The sequence below is a fragment of the Pararcticibacter amylolyticus genome, from assembly GCF_003130405.1.
In the GTDB taxonomy this organism is placed as follows: Bacteria; Bacteroidota; Bacteroidia; order Sphingobacteriales; family Sphingobacteriaceae; genus Arcticibacter; species Arcticibacter amylolyticus.
Genome location: NZ_QEAS01000003.1, coordinates 245,428 through 264,488, shown reverse-complemented (window position 1 = coordinate 264,488; position 19,061 = coordinate 245,428). Strand labels below are relative to the sequence as shown.

Sequence of the window (19,061 nt, the reverse complement as noted above, 5' to 3'; positions counted from 1 at the left end):
GCGGCGGTCAATGGCCCTCAGCCCAGCCAGGACCAGAACTATATCCTGACGATGACCCCAAGGAAGCCATTTGACGGAACAGCAGACATCAAAAGCAAAAGCGCCAACGATGTCCAGTCCACCATTCAGTACTTCGATGGTCTGGGCAGGCCTCTTCAGACCGTACAGTATAAAGGAGCCCCTTCACAGAACAAGGACCTGGTCGTCCCCAACGAATACGACGCCTTCGGCCGGGAAGCAAAGAAATACCTCCCGTATGCCGATGCCAACAACACCGGCTCTTACAAACCGGCAGCCCTTACCAGCCAGCCCGTTTACTACACGTCCCCCGGATCTGGAGTAAGCCCCATTCCATACCCCTTTGCCCAGACCCGCTTTGAGCCTTCGCCCCTGAACCGGGTTGAAGAACAAGGGGCCCCCGGCGCAGCATGGCAGCTCAGCACAAGTGGCGTGAGCGGCTCAGGTCATACCGGCAAGGTCGAATACAGCACCAATACCGCCAGCGGAGACCGTGCGGTGCGCCTGTACCGGGCAGAAACCGTCACTACGGCAGATCACCAGCACGAAAGGACACTGAACTCTACAGGTAACTATGAAGCCAGCCAGCTCTACCTCACCATCAATAAAGATGAGAACTGGACAAGCGGCAAGACCGGTACCAGCGAAGAATATAAAGACAAACAAGGCCAGGTAGTGCTCAAACGCACCTGGAAAGATGAAAGCACGCCCTATTCCACCTACTATGTCTACGACGACTTTGGCAACCTCAGCTTCGTGTTGCCACCCGGAGCAGAACCCGACAACGGAGGCATAGACGCCACCAAACTCAATAAATACTGCTACCAGTACCGTTACGACGGAAGGAACCGGCTGATCGAAAAGCGCATCCCCGGAAAAGACGGATGGGAAAGCCTGGTGTATAATCAGAATGATCAGCTAGTGTTAGTCCAGGACCCTAAGCAGGCTCTGAGCGGGAAATGGACCTTTACCAAATATGACGGCCTGGAAAGGGAAGTGATGACTGGAGAATATCAGAATAGCGCATCGAGAGCAAGTCTTCAAAATACCCTTAATTCACAATCAGTAAACTGGGAGACATATTTAGGAGGAAGTGTGAATGAGGGGTACAGCAACCTTAGTTTTCCCACCAGTTCCTTTACTGCATTTACAATTAATTATTATGATGGGTACACCTTTTCCGGCAGTAATGTTTTTGGTTCTTTACCTGTTGCAAGAAGCCTGAAAACTCACAGCCTTTTGACTGGGACAAAGACAAGGGTGTTGGGTACAAGTACCATGCTGAGGAGTCTGACGTTTTACGATGATGATGGCAGGGTGATGCAGGTAAAAAGCGAAAATTACAGAGGTGGAGTAGATAGTGTTCTAACCACTTATACATTCACTGATGAGCAGGAAACCATTACACACTATCACAATAGTCCCGGAAGTAAACTTACCATCAGGACACGTTACGAATATGACCATTTAGATAGGTTAGTTAAAACCTGGAACCGAATCAACAATGCAGCAGAAGTATTACTATCAGAGAATGTTTATAACGAAGTTGGGCAACTCTGGCAAAAGAAGCTTCATAATGCGGCTCAGACCATAACTTATAACTATAATGAAAGGGGCTGGACAACATCATCCGTCACCCCCAAATTTGATCTCAAACTGCGTTACAATAACCCAACAAAAGGAGCGTCACCGCAGTATAATGGGAACATTTCCGAACAGGAATATACAGGTAGCCATAGTGGTAACCGATGGTTTACTTACAGCTATGATGCCTTGAACAGGCTGACAAATGCTGTCTCCAGTCATACGGGTAACAAACTTGGAGAGACCCTTTCTTATGACAAGATGGGTAACATTCAGAACCTGGCAAGGGGGAACTACGGATCGCTTGTTTATACCAACGATGCAAATCGGGTAAGCAGTGTCAGTGGGTTTAAGAATGGAAGTTTTCAGTATGACGCCAATGGCAATACAACTGTCGACGGGATAAGAAATCTTACGACTTCTTATAACTATTTAAACTTACCGATGCAAGTTACTGGGGCTGTCAGTGCAGTTTACACGTATGATGCCACGGGAGACAAACTTCGATCTGTTCAGGGAAACACAACTAAAGATTACATTTTAGGCATTCAATATACAAACGGATCAATCGATTTTGTCCATACAGAAGAAGGAAAGGCCGTCAGAAATACTGACGGCAGCTATAGATACGAATATAATATACCTGACCACCTTGGTAATACGAGAGTTGTTACAGACGCAACAGGGAATGTTATCCAGGAAGAGGAATATTATTCATTTGGTCTAAACGCTTCGCTCTTCGTTTCAGGAGAAAAAAGTAAGTATTTATATAATGGAAAAGAACAGCAGGATGTCTTAACAGATCAATATGATTATGGGGCCAGGTTTTATGATCCGGTAATAGGAAGGTTTACAACCATTGATCCGTTAACAGATGAGTATGAAAGCATCTCCGGTTATAATTACGTTTTGAACAATCCCATCCTCATGGTCGATCCCGATGGAATGATGGCTGATAGTATTGGTAAAATTCCGGTACTCTTCCCCACTCCAAAGCCTCCTTCTGTCGCCCCAATATTGGTGATTCCCAAGCCGGGCTTGGTAGATGCGAGCGTAATTCTTGAGCAGGTCACGATAATAGGCCGTAAAATAACTGCTGTCCTAGCAGCTGTCGGCTCGGCCGCAGGTGCTGCAGTTTTGACAGCAGGGTTGGTATTTGTTCCATCCAACGTACATCAGGAAAGGAGATATTCTGATTTTCCTGATGGTTTCAAGACTCCATTTATGCCACCACCTCCTTATATTCCGAATAATACTAATAAGGATGAAGAGGAAAAGAAGAAGACACAAGTTAACTTTGCAAGTGAACACACAAAGAATAAGAGAAAATCTAATTGGAATAAGCACACAAAAACAAGATCTGGTCAGCAATACGGATCGTCAAGGAATTCAAAACGTGGGGAGAAGAACAAGAAATTTCAGAAAGAAGATAATCCTAATAAGAAGAAGTAAATGGAAGAGACAATGAATGACAATTATAAATTGAAATTTTCTGAAAAAATAAACAGCTATTTTCAAGATGATGAATGGGAGCTAGCAAGGGCTGCTCTAGAAAAAGAACTTAAAAAGTATCCCGATGAATACTGGCTGAAAACAATGCTTTCAAGTGTCTACTACGAGTTAAGAGACTACCAGAAAGCGCTACTACTTTCTGAACAAGCATTACAGGACAACCCACAAGATTATTTAGTTCTTGACAATTATGCCGTTGTTTTGAGTGTTATTCCAGGCCGGGAAAAAGACGCTATAGACCAATTACAGAGGATAATCAGGGAAGATATAAATAATATTGCTTACGGAGAATACAGTGAAGGCATGAGATGGGCAAAATCGATTGTGAACGACTCTCGTGCAAGACTTGCTTTAGTGAATGCGTCGATCAATGAACGTGGAAAAGCCCTGGATCTATTACGTGAACATCTGGCAAACAGACAAAGAGGAATATTCAGCAATTTTTCCAAAAGAGAGATCATAAAAAAGATAAGGAAAATAGAAGAAAGTTTGTGATCTTCTTTGTATTCATTATTTTTTAGTCGAAGCTAACGCATTGGGGCTTTGATTTTAATTGATGATTGGGTATATTACCTTAGATCAAAATCAAGCTCTCGTGTGTTAGCAGGTTTTTCAAGAATTTTCGATGACCTTTCGATGACCTCCAAAGATGGTTAAAAGCGGTTTAAAGGAGCATAATTTTGAAAGTATAAAGTTTTAAAAGTATTGATAATTAGTATTTTGCGTTTTGTTTAATGTTGTTTTAAATCTGTTTCAGACTGGATGGCATGCAAGAGGTCATCGGTTCGACTCCGATATTCTCCACTTGAAAATCAGGCACTTACAAATCAAAGTAAGTGCCTTTTTTTTCGGTAACCTCCCAGTAACCTCCAAAAGCAATACAAAAGGATCAGTGAATCAGGTATGGAAATAGAGTTTTAACCACATACCTTTCATTTATGAACAGATTGACCCGAATAAATTGGAATTTTTGATTTTATGCAGCTGTATTACTGTAGTATTTCCTTTTGAACCAGAAGGCGAGATTCACCAACGCAATCAATGCAGGTACTTCCACCAATGGGCCAATCACGCCTACGAAAGCCTGACCACTGTTGATCCCGAAAACCCCGATAGCCACAGCAATCGCCAGTTCGAAGTTATTTCCGGCAGCCGTAAAAGCTATTGATGCACTTTGCGAATAGTCAGCGCCCGCTTTCTTACCAGCCAAAAAGCTCACTACAAACATCAGTGCAAAGTAGCTCACCAATGGTACAGCAATCCGCAGTACATCCGCCGGCAACTGTATAATCAGTTCACCTTTGAGGCTGAACATGACCACGATGGTAAACAGCAAAGCAATCAATGTAATAGGAGAAATAAGCGGGATGAAACGATCCTGATACCAGCTTTCACTTTTTAGGGCGATCAGTGCATATCTACTAATTACACCGGCAGCAAAAGGAATACCCAGGTAAATACCCACACTCTTTGCTATCTCCCCAATGGTAATATTCACATCCAGGCCAGTCACGCCAAAAAGCGGCGGTAAGACCGTAATGAACATATAGGCATACACACTGTACAGCAACACCTGGAAAATGCTGTTTAAAGCAATCAGACCAGCTGCATATTCCCTGTTTCCTTCTGCTAGTTCATTCCATACCACCACCATAGCGATGCAACGTGCCAGCCCGATCAGGATTAGGCCAGTCATATACTCAGGATAGCCTTTCAGAAAAAACAGCGCCAGTACAAACATTAAAACCGGCCCGATGATCCAATTGAGTAGCAGCGAGGTCACCAGTACTCTAAAATTCTGGAACACCTTGCCAATATGCTCATATTTCACCTTTGCCAATGGCGGGTACATCATCAGGATCAGTCCCACAGCCAGCGGTATATTGGTAGTACCACTGCTATAACTATTGATCCATACGGCAGAAGAAGGCATGAAATATCCCAAAGCGACACCGATTACCATAGCCAGGAAGATCCATAGTGTTAAATACCTGTCCAGAAAGCCAAGCCGCTTCCTTTCTGCCGCAGGGCTGCAATTGTTGGCACTCATGTTAGGCTATATTCTGTTTTATGAAGTCCCGGCTATACGCCTTGATCTGCTCACGCACCGCCCTGAACTGTTCCACAATCTCTGCTTCAGTACCTGCAGCTTTTGCCGGGTCAGGAAAGTTGTGGTGAAACTTCTGTGCCTTTGATGGAAAAAAGGGGCAACGCTCTTTAGCATTATCGCAAACGGTGATCACATAATCGAAATCAATATCCTTGTATTGATCCATGTTGCTGGAAGTATGGCCTGATATATCGATACCATCCTCCTGCATAGTAGCAATGGCGCGAGGGTTCACGCCGTGCGTTTCTACACCCGCGCTATACACCTCCGCTCTACCTCCTGCAAAATGGCGCAGATAACCTTCTGCTAATTGGCTACGGCAGCTATTGCCGGTACAGAGTACTAAGATTTTCTTCATATTGTTGTTTGAATAAGTTTAACTGCAACAGCCCGGAGCGCAGCAAGCCTCTGCATCCGCCGGCTTCTCAGCATATACAGTAATGCTATAGATGCCGGTTCGTGATGTTTTGAAAGCTGCCATTTGCTCCAGAGAAAGGTAACTGCTCAATATATCATCCGGTATAATAATCGCCTTCTGCTTCTGTATCAATATGCCTGTAAAACCGGCAGCATCGATTAAACCCATATAATCCTGTTTCTGAATGGCACCGGAAACACAACCCGCATACATTTCAGCGGCACTCTGGATACCTACAGGCAATTCACCCTCCAGAACAATATCAGAAATACTGAAATGCCCCCCCGGTTTCAATACACGGAAGATCTCTTTAAACACTCCGGCTTTATTCGGCACTAAGTTCAGCACACAATTACTTACGATCACATCAGCGGCATTCGCCGTGACCGGCATCGCTTCAATATCTCCCTGACGGAACTCGACATTATGAAAAGCCAGCTTTTCCGCATTTTGACGTGCCTTATCGATCATGGCAGGAGTAAAGTCAATGCCGATCACCTTACCGGTTTTGCCGGTTTCCGCGCGGGCAATAAAAGCATCATTACCTGCACCGCTACCCAGGTCAATCACTACATCCCCTTTTTTTATGCCTGCAAAAGCAGTTGGCAGGCCGCAACCTAAGCCCAGATCGGCATCAGCATTATAGCCTTCCAGTTGCGTATAATCATCACTCATGATGTTATACACTTCCGTGGAGCAACAGGAAGAACCACAACATGATGCCTGGTTATCTTCCTTAGCTTGTAAAGCAATCTCGCTGTATTTCTGCTTTACCAGTTCTTTCAGTTCATTTTCGGTACTCATAACTTTCTTTATTAATTGTATTATTGCAATATTGCGATAATTGAAAGCAAAAAAATATCAGCAGCACTCCTGCTCTGCCGGATTCACATCTTTAAAGAAGCTATTGAACAAAGCCTTATACTGCTTCCATACTTTAGGATTGATGCAGTAGCATACACTGGCTCCCTCAATGCTTCCCTGAATGATACCGGCCAGTTTCAGTTCCTTTAGATGCTGAGACACGGTTGCCTGCGCCAGCCCAAGTTCTTCCACAAAAGTGCTGGTAATGCAGACATTCTTTTTTATCAGGTATTGCAGAATAGCAATACGGGCGGGATGTGCCAAAGCTTTAGCCATAGCCGCCATCTCGTTTTGCTCTTTGGTAAATAAATCTGTCTTAGTAGCACCCATTGTTTAATAATATATCGCAATATTACGATGATTAAATATAAACTCAAAACAAAGGTGAAAAAAAGATTTTCCTGAAATTATCTGACTAAGGATCAGGCGCTCTTCCAGCTTCCCGCGGTTCTGAATGTTTCTACGGGAAACGGGCGTTGTGATTAATACTGGTTTAGATATTGGACTGGTATGGGGGACTTAATATTTTCAGTAACCTACGGTGAGCTCCAAAAGCAATATAAACCAGTTAAAAGTAATTAATACAAAGTTCCAAGTAAAACAAAATCATATATAGGTAGCGGCTATTATAAAGAAAAGAAGCTCAAGGCATCTATATATCCTCACTTTTAAGTTAATGCCTGGTTAAATGATTCTCTCAGAACCGGAGGCAGGTATCGGTAATAGAGAGGCTTACATTAAAATAGTAAGCTAAGAATTGGATAAAGCGGCGGACAACTATATTAATTAAATTTGTAGTCGATGTAACGAGTATCCACTATAATGAAACTAATACCTGTAAGAAATATTCATTCCAGTATAAAAGAACCCGACACATCCGGGGAATTTATCATTTGGGATTTATGTGAACTATTGTCTGGCAGGGATATGGTACAGGATCTGCACAGGCACGGTTTCTACTTCCTGCTCATTATAGAAAATGGTACCGGGGAACATACTATTGATTTTATATCTTATCCATTCGTTGCCCGGAGTATTTACCTGATGCGTCCGGGACAAGTACACAAGCTGACACTAAACTCAAATTGCAAGGGTTATCTTTTACAGTTTACGGATGAATTTTGTTTAAGTTATGATATTACAACAAAACAAACACTAAAGAAGATCTGCCAGAGAAGCTACTATCAGACTGAACCCGAAGCTTTTGAAAGAATATCATCTTTAATGACTGCCATATTACGGGAGATATCTGAGAAAAAATACAGGTATGAATATGCCATACAAATAAATGTTCAGTTGCTTTTTGTGGAATTATTAAGGCAGGTTCATTCTTTGACAGATGTAACTGACGGAAGAAAGTCTTATCAATCAGAGCGTTTAGAAGAATTTAAAGCGTTGATAGCTGATCATGTTTCAGACCATAAGCAGATTTTTTGGTATGCAGAGAGGATGAACTTAACTACCTACCAGTTAAATACCCTTTCAAAAAGAGCTTTAGGTAAATCGGGTTCAGAGCTCATTACCGAATATATCCTGCTCGAAGCAAAACGCTATCTTTTGGGCACAACCAATCAGGTAAGTCAAATCTCTCTGCACCTCGGTTATGAAGACATCTCCTATTTTATCCGTTTCTTTAAGAAGCACACCGGCTATTCTCCTGAGGCGTTCAGGAACAACTTTAAATAAGTCCCACACAACTTTATTTTTGTCCTATTACCGGGATTGTGCCCAATAATACCTTTGCAACCATGATATGCAAAATGGATGAAAACAACATTCAAAATACTGCTGACGGCGTGCCTGTTGTGTTTTATGGACAGAAGTGGTTGCAGCGCCTGGGTAACAGCAAAAGAAGTGCAACTACCTTAAAAAGTACGGTATATGAAATACAATGACAGAGGATTGTTGGCGGCAATCTCACTTTGTGTATTATTAGCTTCATTAGGAACCAGTATTGTCAATATTGCACTTCCATCTTTAACCATTACTTTTTCTGCAAGTTTCCAGTCTGTTCAATGGGTAGTTATTGCTTACCTGCTCACCATTACTGCATTTGTTGCCATTGCCGGCAAGCTGGCAGACCAATATGGTTATCAAAATACATTGCTTGCCGGAATAATCGCATTTACGTTTTCTTCACTGGTGGCGGCGTTTGTTTCCAGCATTGGGTTACTGATTGTGATGAGGGCATTGCAGGGAACAGGCGCTGCTGTATTGTCGGCTGTAAGTATGGCAATGGTTAAAAGAAATATAACAAAGGAGAAAACAGGAACCGCAATGGGGCTCCTGGGTACAATGTCTGCCCTTGGAACAGCGCTGGGGCCTTCGGCGGGGGGATTGTTATTATCCCGTTTCAGATGGCCTTCTATTTTTGTTGTGCTTACGATTCTGGGAATAGCGGCTTTTTTTCTGGCAATACGCTTTATAAAGAAAGAGAAACCTATATGCAAACCGGAACAAAGGATTCATTTTGCAGATATACTACTGCTCTCGCTTTCCGTGGGAAGTTATGCGCTGGCGATGACCATCAATAAAGAACGTTTCAGTATCCAGACGCTTCTGTTGCTTTTGGTATCACTTCTTTTGGGAATGCTATTTTTTTTCGTTCAGAAGCAGAGGACACATCCTCTGATAGATGCAGGTATAAGTAAAAATAAACTCCTGATGGGTTCATTGCGGAGGAATTTAGTTGTTTCCTGCCTGATGATGACTACACTGATTGTCGGGCCCTTTTTCCTTGCATCGGGCTTAGGATTCAGTAGTAGCGTGGTGGGCGGAATAATGTCCATAGGGCCGGTTATTTCTATCCTTACCGGCGTTCCCTCAGGGAAGATTGTAGATAAAATTGGTGATGAGCTAACGATGAAAATAAGTTTGGTTTTGCTGCTTACCGGGGCGCTATGCTTAGCCATGCTGCCGGGTATTTTTGGATGGATAGGTTACGCTGGCGGCATTGTGCTGCTAACACCAGGGTATCAGTTGTTCCAGTCAGCCAACAATACTTCTGTAATGTCGGCGGCAGGTGAAAAGCAATTGGGTGCTGTTTCAGGCGTTCTGAATTTATCCCGCAATATAGGGCTTATTACCGGGGCTTCGCTAATGAGTGCGCTATTTATGATGGCAGCAAAACATTCCCCTGAAGCAGTAACCCAATCCGGAAAAATGTTATTTGGACTGAAGATCACCTTTCTTTTCGCTTCTTTCCTTCTGATGCTGCTTCTGATCAAAACCCTTGTCCATGAACATAGGTTAAATATAAAAAGTGAACAGAAATGATTTCAAAATCAAACAAAATACTCAACATTCTTTATTTCGTAACTTTGTTGAAGCCGCACAAGACTTTATTGACAGCATTGATAAGGTTAGGAAGGACCTAAGTTGAATATAGGGATGAGTAAAATTCTGCGAGAACAGTTTGAAAGATATATAGATATTACAAATGAGGACATTGCCAGGCTTGGACCATGGAGGTGGCTTTGATCACATTTATCCGCCTCACCTCATTTTTTACCATATGGTAAACAGAAGCTCCGCACCGTGTAGTATCTTTAAGAGATGGAAGCACTAATAGATCTTATCCTGCAATTTGGAGACCTGAATAAACAGCAGATCGAGTTTTTGCTGAGCAAGGTCGAAACGCTCGAATTAAAGAAAGACGACTACTTGTCGGAAGCGGGGAAGGTGCCCAGGTATGTGGCGTTCGTATTGGAAGGCGTGTTCCGTTTTTGTTATTATAACAACAGGGGAGAGGAGATCACCAATTATTTTGTGGACGAAGGCAATTTTGTAGTCGATAATCAAAAATTCGAATCGCAGATAGTAGCCTCCGAATATGTACAGGCTGTTACTGACTGTAAGGTGCTTGTTTTTAGCAAAAAGTCCTGGGACGATATCTCCAACACTATTGTCGGCTGGGAGATGATGAAGGCCAATATGGTAAAAAAATGCCTTACGCTGGCCATGGAGCGGCGCAGTCCGCTGGTTTCTGAAAATGCCACCACGCGTTATCTTTCATTTATCGAAAGCTTCCCGAACCTTATCAACCGCATTCCGCTTTCGTACGTGGCTTCGTACCTGGGCATCACTCAGCAATCTCTCAGCCGTATCCGCCGTAATATCCGTTAAGTGTACTTTTTACCAAATGGTAAATGTTTTCCTGTTGCCATTTTCAACATTTGCTTATTCAATTAAACAATATAATAAGATGAGCAAAAAGATCGTATTGATAACCGGAACAAACAGTGGTTTTGGCTGGCTTACGGCCCACAGTGTAGCAGCCTTAGGACACCAGGTATACGCCACCATGCGCGATACGCGAGGCCGTAATGCCGATAAAGCCCAGGCCCTTTCGACAGTTGAGAACGTGACCGTTTTGGACGTCACCCTGACCGACGACGAGAGCGTTAAACAGGCCGTTGACACCATTTTAGCCAAAGAAGGTACTATTGATGTGCTGGTGAACAACGCCGGTTATGCCATGACCGGTGTGGCTGAGAGCTTTACCACTGCCGATGTGCACACTACTTTTGACATCAACGTTTACGCCCCTTGGCGAATGATTAAACAGGTGCTGCCTGCCATGCGAAAACAAGCCGACGGTCTGATCATTAATGTGACCAGCGGCTTTGGGCGGGTATCATTCCCTTTCGCTACCATTTATGCGGCCTCCAAATTTGCGCTGGAGGGAATAAGCGAGGGCCTGCATTATGAGGTAAAGCGTTTAGGTATTGATGTAGCCATTGTGGAGCCGGGCGCTTTCCCTACCGAAATGCAACAAAAGAACAATCCCGCATCAGATCAGGGAGTATTTGAGGGATACAGCGCCATTGCCGGTATACCCAACAAAATGGTAGCCGCATTGGGCGGAGAGATGCAGGCCAAAAATCCTAATCCGCAGGACGTTGCCGATGCCATCGTAAAACTTATCGGTGCCCCGAAAGGCACCCGGCCATTACGAACCGTGGTTGACCCGATAACCGGTGAATACATTGAAGCCGCGAACAAGGCTATAGACGAACAATTTGCCAAAGGTTTGACGGTGTTTGGAATGGGTGAATTATTGTAATTCTGTCTGCTATCTGATCAGTTCAACGTACCGCGATATTCTGATGGCGTAAAGCTGGTTTTTAATTTAAAAAGCCTGCTGAACGACTGCGAGTGTTCAAAGCCGAGCAGAAAGGCAATTTCGCTGACGGATAATGCTGTGCCGGATAATTTTTCTTTTGCGGCTTCTATCAGCTTGTCGTGAATATGCTGTTGCGCGGAACGCCCGGTATGCTGTCTGATCAGATCGCTGAAATATTTAGGCGTAAGGTTGAATTTGGCTGCTATTGCTGCTACATTCGGCACGCCATGTTCCGGAATGGCACCGGTGTGTATAAGGTCGTCAAGGTACTTTTCAAATTTGGCCAGAAGGGTAGTGTATTTTGGTTTGCGCGTTAGGAACTGCCGCGTATAAAAGCGGTCAGCGTAGGTCAGCAGCAGTTCAAGACTGGAAATGATCACATCCTGGCTATGCTTGTCTATAGGCCTTAAGGACTCCTTTTCGATCTGCAAGAAAAGATGTTCAATGAATGCTTCTTCCTCCTCAGACAGGATCAAAGATTCGGTTACTGCATAGTCGAAAAAACTATACGACCTGATCCTGGTCTGCAGCGATGTCCCTTTGATATAATCAGGATGGATCATGATCAAAAATCCGCCGGGCGGGATAACTTCACCATCCTTGATAAAAGTTTGTTTTGGTGCGAAAAAGGATAATACGCCTTCATCAAAATCGAACCCGGACTGGCCGTAGATTATCTTATTGCAACAACCCTTCTTGAAGGTGATCTGGTAAAAATCTGCACTGAGCTTTACACCGTCTTCAAATTCAATTACCGGAAAATTCTTAAACTGGAGAACGGTAAACAGCGGGTGTTTCGGTGGGGCAAAACCTAACTGCTTATGTAATTCAGTTAATGAATCAATATGTAAATGCGGTCTGCTGTTATTCTTCATAAGTTAACCTTTTTGGTTCGTACGTTTTTTAAAAGTCCTGGCAGAGCTTGCCGCGATCACCGAATTGGGTACCAGGGTGAGCAATTTCACTGCGAAACGGTTCATCCGCCCTGATACCGCAGCCCGTTTTCTCTCATAATAAGCATTGATGAACTCCTCAGCCACCTGGTCTGCCGTTTGGGTAGGTGCTCCGGCGATCAATGCATCACCCGTTTCATTTTTTAACGCTGCCGCTTCCATAAAGTTAGTGGAAGTAAGGCCTGGTGCAAAAAACATGACATGCACGCCATAAGGTTTGCATTCTTCGTATAAAGCCTGGGATAAAAAGCGGACAAACGCTTTACTTGCTCCATAAAGCGCCATGTACGGTACAGGCGCAAATGAGATCAGTGAGCCCATGTTGACGATCGTCCCTGCTTTCTGTTTTAGCATATCCTGCATGAATAAGTGGGTGAGGCTTACAAGTGCTCCATTGTTCAGTTGCAACATATTCTCAAGGTTCTTTAGATCTGCCCCGGCAAATTCACCACCTGACCCCATACCTGCATTATTGATCAGACTGCTTACTTCAAGTTCGCGGTGTCTGCATTCCTGGTATATGGCTTCGGGGGCTTGCGGGTCGAAGAGATCTGCTGCAATGAAGTCAACATTCACATTGTACTTTTGCGATAATTCCTGACTCAAAAGCTTCAGTTTAGTTTCATTTCTGGCGACCAGTGTCAGGTTCTCTTTCTTTTCGGCCAGGCGTTTTGCAATTGCTTCTCCAATGCCCCCTGATGCACCGGTAATCAAAGTTGTTTTCATCTCTTATAATTTAAAGGACAAAGATCTTAGCAGGGGGCATATGTTTTGTAACTATAACGCCTGAACTTGTAACCAAATGACTGTAACCGGCCAAAAGAAACGGCACTAACAGCTAAAGTTAGTGCCGTTCTTTTTCGGTAATGACAGTTCTTCTGTCAGGTAACAGATGTGGTGTTCTATTTATTGTATTTTCCACATTCTTTTATTCAAAGTCTGTAGAGAAGGAAAGGCTTTTGTTGCTTTCTAATTCTTCGGAAAGCAGGTTGATTTTTGCTGTTGCACGATTATAGGAGTCGCTTCCCAGATACAATCTCACAGGCGGGTTGGGATTTTCTGCCAAACCGATAAGAACATCTGCGCATTTTTCGGGATTTCCTATTTGTGTTCCGTTCATCGTTGCATATTTTTTATGTGAAGTTCTGATGGCCTGATATTCATCGATTTTCTTTTTGGCGAAAACTAAAGAGCTATCTTCCAGGAATTCTGTTCGGAAAGCACCCGGTGCCACGACTGTAACTTTTATGCCGAACTCTTTCACATCGTCTGCCATCACTTCGGAAAGTCCCATCACCGCATATTTTGTTGATGCATACATCGCCCAACCTGTTCCAGCGGCGAAACCTGCGATAGAAGAGATATTGATGATGTTGCCCGATTTTTGTTCTCTGAAAAAGGGCATTACAGCCTGGATTGTTCTGATTACTGCAAATACATTGATATCAAAACTGTTGGAGATTTCGTCTTGATTTAGTTCTTCAACTGCTCCACCGATTCCGTATCCGGCATTATTTACCAGAACGTCTATCTTTCCGAAATGGGTTATCGTTTTTTCTACTGCATCGCTGATGGATGTTTCGCTCTTTAAATCTACTTCCAACGGTAAAAACTGTTGTTCGTCAAATGTTCCGACTGCTTCAATTAAGTTCTGGGATCTTCTGCTTGTTGCAGCGACTTCATACCCATTCGCGATGAGTTTTTTCACTAATGAAAGTCCCAGCCCCTTTGATGCACCGGTTACAAACCATACTTTTTTGGTGTTCATAGTATTGAGATTTTTTATGTTGCAAAGGTAGGATGATATAAAACCCACGGGTAGCTAAATCCAAACGATATCTTACGAAAATCAAGCAAGTCTGAAAAGCGTAGGTGTTATATTAGTATGTTTCTTGAAAAAGTTGTTGAAATGAGTAGCTTCTGTAAAACCCAATGAATACGCAATTTCGGAAACAGTCCATTCTGTATGTCTCAATAAAATTTTGGTTTCCTGTAAAATGCGTTCGGCGATAATTTCAGAGGTCGTTTTTTTCATAGTCTCTTTTACGGCCCGGTTGAGGTGATTGACATGAATGGAGAGTTGTTGTGCAAAGTCGGACGGCGAACGGAAATTCAACCGCTGTCTTGCATCTTCAATCGGGAATTGTCGTTCGAGTAATTCTATAAACAAATGAGAGATTCTTTGGGAAGCGTTTGCCTGTTGCTTTTCGGCTCTTGATGCAGGCTGCATTTTGAGTGCATAATGTAAAATCTCAAATACCATGTTTCTCAGTACATCGTATTTGTGCGGATAATCGGACCTGATCTCTTCGAGCATCCGGACGAAAATCTGATCAATCTTTTGCAGTTGTTCATCCGTCAGCTCAAAAACCGGATTGGTGTTCGGCTGAAAAACTTCGTAACTTTTCAAGTTGCCAAAGTTGTGAAAAAATGCAGGTGTGAAAACGCAGAAGAATCCCGATTTGTACTCATCGATCCATTCAAATTTGTAAGGGATCTGCGGGTTGGTGAAAAACAGGGCTTGTTTTTTTATTTCAATCACCTTATCAGCATAGTGCACCCTGTTTCTGCCAATAATAAGGGTGATTTTGAAATAGTCTTTTCTGCTGTAAGGGATTGGCTTTGAGTTTTTTCCTTTATAGTCGTCCATTCTGAAAACGTTAAAATGGCCGATCTCATTATGGATATTACCGGGAACCCAGTTAAATTTCGATTGGTAAAATTCTTCTATTGACTGCGTTTTGTCCATTCTGTAAAGTTACAAAAATCAAATCTGTATCTGCATGATCATGGATTAAAGCAGCTGAGGGTACCGAAACGGAAACAAGAGTGTTTTCTTATTACTGGCGAGGACATGAAGTCCCCGGAATGTTATTGACCATGACTTGAATAACGAAGATGTTGTTGAAAATACAAAAAATGGTATGCAATGCTTTGGCGCCAATAGGAAGTGTCGTGGTTTCCCGGGCTGCTGATAAACGTGGCCGGAAGCTTTCGTTGATCGACGATTGTTTTTAGCGTTGTTGAAGCTGGGTATAAAATGTCGCTCACACCGCAATCGAAAATGAAGGGCTTGTTAAAATCCTGGTGCTGCTTTAATAAAGTGGAAATACTATATTGATGCCAGTCTGTGATTTCAGGACTGCCGAAATGCCTGGTGAGGTCTTCCGTCATCCGGTTGTTTTTCCAGAACTGCCGGCTGACTTGCCGGAAATTGTTGTAATCTATTTCCAGGGCTCCGCTGGTAGCACCGGCGCTATTAAAGTACTCCGGATGCAGGATGAAATACCTTAACGCGCCATATCCGCCCATACTTAAACCGCTGATAAAGATGTTAGCAGTATCGATGTTAAATGACTGGTGTACCCTTGGAATGAGCTCCCGGAAGAAGAAATTTTCAAACTGTGGTTTCGTTTGATCGGGGCTGTTGGTGTAATAGGTTGTGAAACCATCGGGGGTGACGATGATGAAGCCATATTGACTGGCCAGTTCCTGAAGCTCTGTTGTCTTTGACCACTGGCGATAGTTTTCGCTATAACCATGCAGGAGGTAGACCAGAGGCCAGACTTTTTTAGCGGTGTAGCCGGCGGGTTTGTAGATCAGCACTGTGTCGGGCCTTTCGAGTTGCCGGGACTTCATGACCCATACTTCCTGTGCCTTTGTGCAGACGCAGGAGCTTAATGTCAATAAGATGACCAGTAATTTTCTCATATGTCGTAATTTGTTCCAAAGTTCTGCAAGCCACCGCGCTGCTGCAATAACGAACAAAATTGTTAGTCGGAACCCTCATGAAGAGAAAAGAAAATTCCACCAATGCCATTAATGAGCAATTTTTGTTTCAGGTCTGTGAACTGAATTCGGCCATAGCTATGATCAGCGGACGATGGAAATCACAGATCGTCTACTCCATTGCCGAAGGAAATAACCGTTTTCATCTGCTCAAACGCGAACTGGTGAATATTTCGGAGCAGGTACTGGGCAGACAGCTGAAAGAGCTCGAAATGCATGCGATCATTGTCAAACGAGAAATACCCGGTTCGGTGCCGGCTGGTATTGAATACCTGCTAACCAATAAGGGAAGAGATCTGGTGCCCATCTTGCAGCATCTTTGTGATTGGGGAAAAGTATATGCCGGAGGGAAGGGGATCGCCGTACCTGAAAGCGATATGCATGAGGAGTCAGTTGCAGTTTGAAATTTTGCAGAATAAATTTTCATGTTTGATGTTGCGCGGATAACTTTGATGTCAAAGAATAAGCCAATTAATGATGAAGAAACTAATCTTGTTTTTATGGTTAACCGTTGTGGCGGTCGCAGTTTTTGCGCAGGAATTAAAGTCTCCTGACGGCAATCTGACGATGAATTTTTCTATACAGAGCGGGGGAGTGCCGACCTACCGTCTTACTTATAAAGGGAAGGATGTAATTAAGCGAAGTAAGCTGGGAATTCAGCTGAAGGATAATAGGCAGGACGTTGGCGTAGGGTCGGATGGGGATATGAAAGTGAAGGCAACGAACGCCAAGACATCTTTGTATGACAATTTTGAAGTGGCAAGCACCCGGTCTGAAACCTTTGATGAAACCTGGAAACCGGTATGGGGGGAGGTAAGTCAAATCAGAAATCACTATAATGAGCTGGCCGTTACTTTAAAGCAAAAGGGAACTGAGAGAGTGATGCTTGTACGTTTCAGGCTGTTTAATGATGGTCTGGGGTTCCGGTACGAGTTTCCCGAACAGAAGAACCTTGTATATTTTGTAATTAAAGAGGAAAAAACGCAATTTGCTATGGCAGGTGATCATACGGCTTTCTGGATTCCGGGGGATTATGATACGCAGGAATATGATTATACGACCTCTAAATTATCGGAGATCCGGAAGTTGCTTTCGAAAGCAATTACCGGTAATCTTTCGCAAACATCTTTTTCTCCGACCGGAGTACAGACGGCATTGATGATGAAGACCAATGATGGTTTGTATATTAACCTGCATGAGGCTGCGCTGATTAATTATCCCTGTATGCATCTGAATCTGGATGATAAGAACCTGATATTTGAATCATGGCTTACTCCTGATGCTATTGGTGATAAAGGATATATGCAGGCCCCCTGTACGACACCGTGGCGTACGGTAATTGTGAGTGATGATGCCCGTAATGTCCTTGCTTCAAAAATGACCCTGAATTTGAATGAACCATGTAAGATTGAGGATACATCCTGGATTAAGCCTGTGAAATATGTGGGTGTCTGGTGGGAAATGATCACCGGGAAAAGCTCCTGGTCTTATACCAATGATCTGCCTGCTGTTCAGTTGGGCATTACCGATTATAAGAAGGTTAAGCCTAATAGTACCCATGGTGCCACTACCGCGAATGTTAAAAAATATATTGATTTTGCTGCAGAGAACGGCTTTGACGGGGTGCTTGTAGAAGGATGGAATATCGGCTGGGAAGACTGGTTCGGAAACTCGAAGGATTACGTTTTTGACTTCGTAACTCCGTATCCGGATTTCGACCTCAAGGAAATCCATCGTTATGCGAAGAGTAAAGGGATTAAAATGATCATGCATCATGAAACCTCTTCTTCTGTGAGGAACTATGAAAGGCACCTCGATAAGGCCTACCAGTTTATGAAGGACAACGGATATGATGCAGTAAAAAGCGGGTATGTTGGGAATATTTTGCCGAGGGGGGAGAATCATTATAGCCAGTGGCTGGTCAACCATTATCAGTATGCGATTGAGAAAGCGGCTGAGTACAAAATTATGGTGAACGCCCATGAGGCAGTGAGGCCGACCGGTATAGCCAGAACGTATCCTAACCTGATCGGGAATGAGTCGGCGAGGGGTACCGAATATCAGGCATTCGGAGGCAGTAAGCCTAATCATGTTACGATTCTTCCTTTTACCCGTTTGGTGGGTGGACCCATGGACTACACCCCGGGGATCTTTGAAATGGATATTTCAAAGATCAATCCTTCTAATAAGTCGCATGTCAACAGTACGCTGGCCAATCAGCTGGCTTTGTATGTGACGATGTACAGTCCTCTGCAAATGGCTGCTGACCTTCCGGAAAACTATAAACGGTTCCCCGACGCATTCCAGTTTATAAAGGATGTAGCAGTAGACTGGGATGACAGCAAATATCTTGAAGCAGAACCCGGACAATTTATCACTGTCGCGCGTAAAGCAAAGGGATCAAATAACTGGTTTATTGGCAATGTAAGCGGAGAAAAGGGATTTACATCTAATTTTACGTTTAGTTTTCTTGATCCAGGAAAGACCTATGTGGCTACGATTTATGCTGATGCTGCTAATGCGGATTATAAAACCAATCCACAGGCCTATACAATAAGGAAGGTTCTTGTTTCGAATAAATCCCATCTGGTTCAGAAATCTGCACCTGGAGGGGGGTATGCAATCAGTATTGTAGAGGCTAAAGGTAAAGGAGATCTGAAGGGGCTCAGAAAACTATAAGGACAGCTC

The 19,061-nt window shown here is 43.5% G+C and carries 17 protein-coding genes; 8 read left to right on the top strand and 9 right to left on the bottom strand.

The annotated features are described in order from the left end of the window. Together DDR33_RS05525 and DDR33_RS05520 are read left to right on the top strand one after the other, a co-directional pair. Nucleotides 1-3,054 (top strand): DUF6443 domain-containing protein (locus DDR33_RS05525; RefSeq protein ID WP_158280640.1); only part of this gene is annotated, 3,054 nt, incomplete at its 5' end. Continuing rightward, the gene (locus tag DDR33_RS05520) at nt 3,055-3,609 is read left to right on the top strand and encodes a tetratricopeptide repeat protein (RefSeq protein WP_109414761.1); all 555 of its coding nucleotides are present in this window, start codon (nt 3,055-3,057) and stop codon (nt 3,607-3,609) included. A 481-nt stretch (nt 3,610-4,090) separates the two neighbouring features. On the opposite strand, the gene arsB is transcribed toward DDR33_RS05520, so the two are convergent. From arsB to DDR33_RS05495, 4 genes are read right to left on the bottom strand one after another with little or no spacing between them, the layout of a single operon-like run. Then, nucleotides 4,091-5,164: an ACR3 family arsenite efflux transporter gene (arsB, locus tag DDR33_RS05510; RefSeq protein WP_109414759.1), complete on the bottom strand. Its 1,074-nt coding sequence runs from the start codon at nt 5,162-5,164 to the stop codon at nt 4,091-4,093. Nucleotide 5,165: 1 nt separating this feature from the next. After that, a complete protein-coding gene (locus tag DDR33_RS05505) occupies nt 5,166-5,582 on the bottom strand; it encodes an arsenate reductase ArsC (RefSeq protein ID WP_109414758.1) in 417 nt (138 codons plus the stop codon). Nucleotides 5,583-5,600: 18 nt separating this feature from the next. Continuing rightward, entirely contained in the window at nt 5,601-6,446 is an 846-nt protein-coding gene (locus tag DDR33_RS05500) for an arsenite methyltransferase (protein ID WP_109414757.1), read from the bottom strand. A gap of 57 nt (nt 6,447-6,503) precedes the next feature. Next, entirely contained in the window at nt 6,504-6,836 is a 333-nt protein-coding gene (locus DDR33_RS05495; RefSeq protein WP_109414756.1) for an ArsR/SmtB family transcription factor, read from the bottom strand. A 492-nt stretch (nt 6,837-7,328) separates the two neighbouring features. Here DDR33_RS05495 and DDR33_RS05490 point away from each other — a divergent pair, with 492 nt between their 5' ends. From DDR33_RS05490 to DDR33_RS05475, 4 genes are all read left to right on the top strand, one after another. Further along, complete coding sequence (locus DDR33_RS05490; protein WP_109414755.1) at nt 7,329-8,192, top strand: helix-turn-helix domain-containing protein; 864 nt, start codon at nt 7,329-7,331, stop codon at nt 8,190-8,192. A gap of 195 nt (nt 8,193-8,387) precedes the next feature. Next, nucleotides 8,388-9,782, top strand: a complete 1,395-nt coding sequence (locus DDR33_RS05485; RefSeq protein WP_109414754.1) for an MFS transporter — start codon at nt 8,388-8,390, stop codon at nt 9,780-9,782. Between the two features lie 279 nt (nt 9,783-10,061). After that, nucleotides 10,062-10,631 (top strand): Crp/Fnr family transcriptional regulator, encoded by a 570-nt coding sequence (locus tag DDR33_RS05480; RefSeq protein ID WP_109414753.1) that lies wholly within the window; start codon nt 10,062-10,064, stop codon nt 10,629-10,631. A 16-nt stretch (nt 10,632-10,647) separates the two neighbouring features. After that, the gene (locus DDR33_RS05475) at nt 10,648-11,571 is read left to right on the top strand and encodes an SDR family oxidoreductase (RefSeq protein ID WP_238387680.1); all 924 of its coding nucleotides are present in this window, start codon (nt 10,648-10,650) and stop codon (nt 11,569-11,571) included. Nucleotides 11,572-11,588: 17 nt separating this feature from the next. Here DDR33_RS05475 and DDR33_RS05470 read toward each other — a convergent pair whose 3' ends face one another. The 5 genes from DDR33_RS05470 to DDR33_RS05450 all read right to left on the bottom strand — a co-directional run bounded on the left by DDR33_RS05470 (nt 11,589) and on the right by DDR33_RS05450 (nt 16,295). Next, nucleotides 11,589-12,506: a helix-turn-helix domain-containing protein gene (locus tag DDR33_RS05470; RefSeq protein WP_109414752.1), complete on the bottom strand. Its 918-nt coding sequence runs from the start codon at nt 12,504-12,506 to the stop codon at nt 11,589-11,591. A gap of 3 nt (nt 12,507-12,509) precedes the next feature. Then, complete coding sequence (locus DDR33_RS05465) at nt 12,510-13,310, bottom strand: SDR family NAD(P)-dependent oxidoreductase (RefSeq protein WP_109414751.1); 801 nt, start codon at nt 13,308-13,310, stop codon at nt 12,510-12,512. 202 nt (nt 13,311-13,512) lie between these two features. Continuing rightward, nucleotides 13,513-14,352: an SDR family oxidoreductase gene (locus DDR33_RS05460; RefSeq protein WP_109414750.1), complete on the bottom strand. Its 840-nt coding sequence runs from the start codon at nt 14,350-14,352 to the stop codon at nt 13,513-13,515. 81 nt (nt 14,353-14,433) lie between these two features. Continuing rightward, nucleotides 14,434-15,333, bottom strand: a complete 900-nt coding sequence (locus DDR33_RS05455; protein WP_109414749.1) for a helix-turn-helix domain-containing protein — start codon at nt 15,331-15,333, stop codon at nt 14,434-14,436. A 122-nt stretch (nt 15,334-15,455) separates the two neighbouring features. Beyond that, the gene (locus DDR33_RS05450; RefSeq protein WP_109414748.1) at nt 15,456-16,295 is read right to left on the bottom strand and encodes an alpha/beta hydrolase; all 840 of its coding nucleotides are present in this window, start codon (nt 16,293-16,295) and stop codon (nt 15,456-15,458) included. A 77-nt stretch (nt 16,296-16,372) separates the two neighbouring features. On the opposite strand from DDR33_RS05450, the gene DDR33_RS05445 reads away from it, so the two are divergent. Together DDR33_RS05445 and DDR33_RS05440 are read left to right on the top strand one after the other, a co-directional pair. Continuing rightward, nucleotides 16,373-16,777 carry a winged helix-turn-helix transcriptional regulator gene (locus DDR33_RS05445; RefSeq protein WP_109414747.1) on the top strand — a complete coding sequence of 135 codons (405 nt, stop codon included), beginning with the start codon at nt 16,373-16,375 and terminating at the stop codon, nt 16,775-16,777. Between the two features lie 70 nt (nt 16,778-16,847). Further along, nucleotides 16,848-19,052 (top strand): glycoside hydrolase family 97 protein, encoded by a 2,205-nt coding sequence (locus DDR33_RS05440; protein WP_202913657.1) that lies wholly within the window; start codon nt 16,848-16,850, stop codon nt 19,050-19,052. The last annotated feature ends 9 nt before the right edge of the window (nt 19,053-19,061 follow it).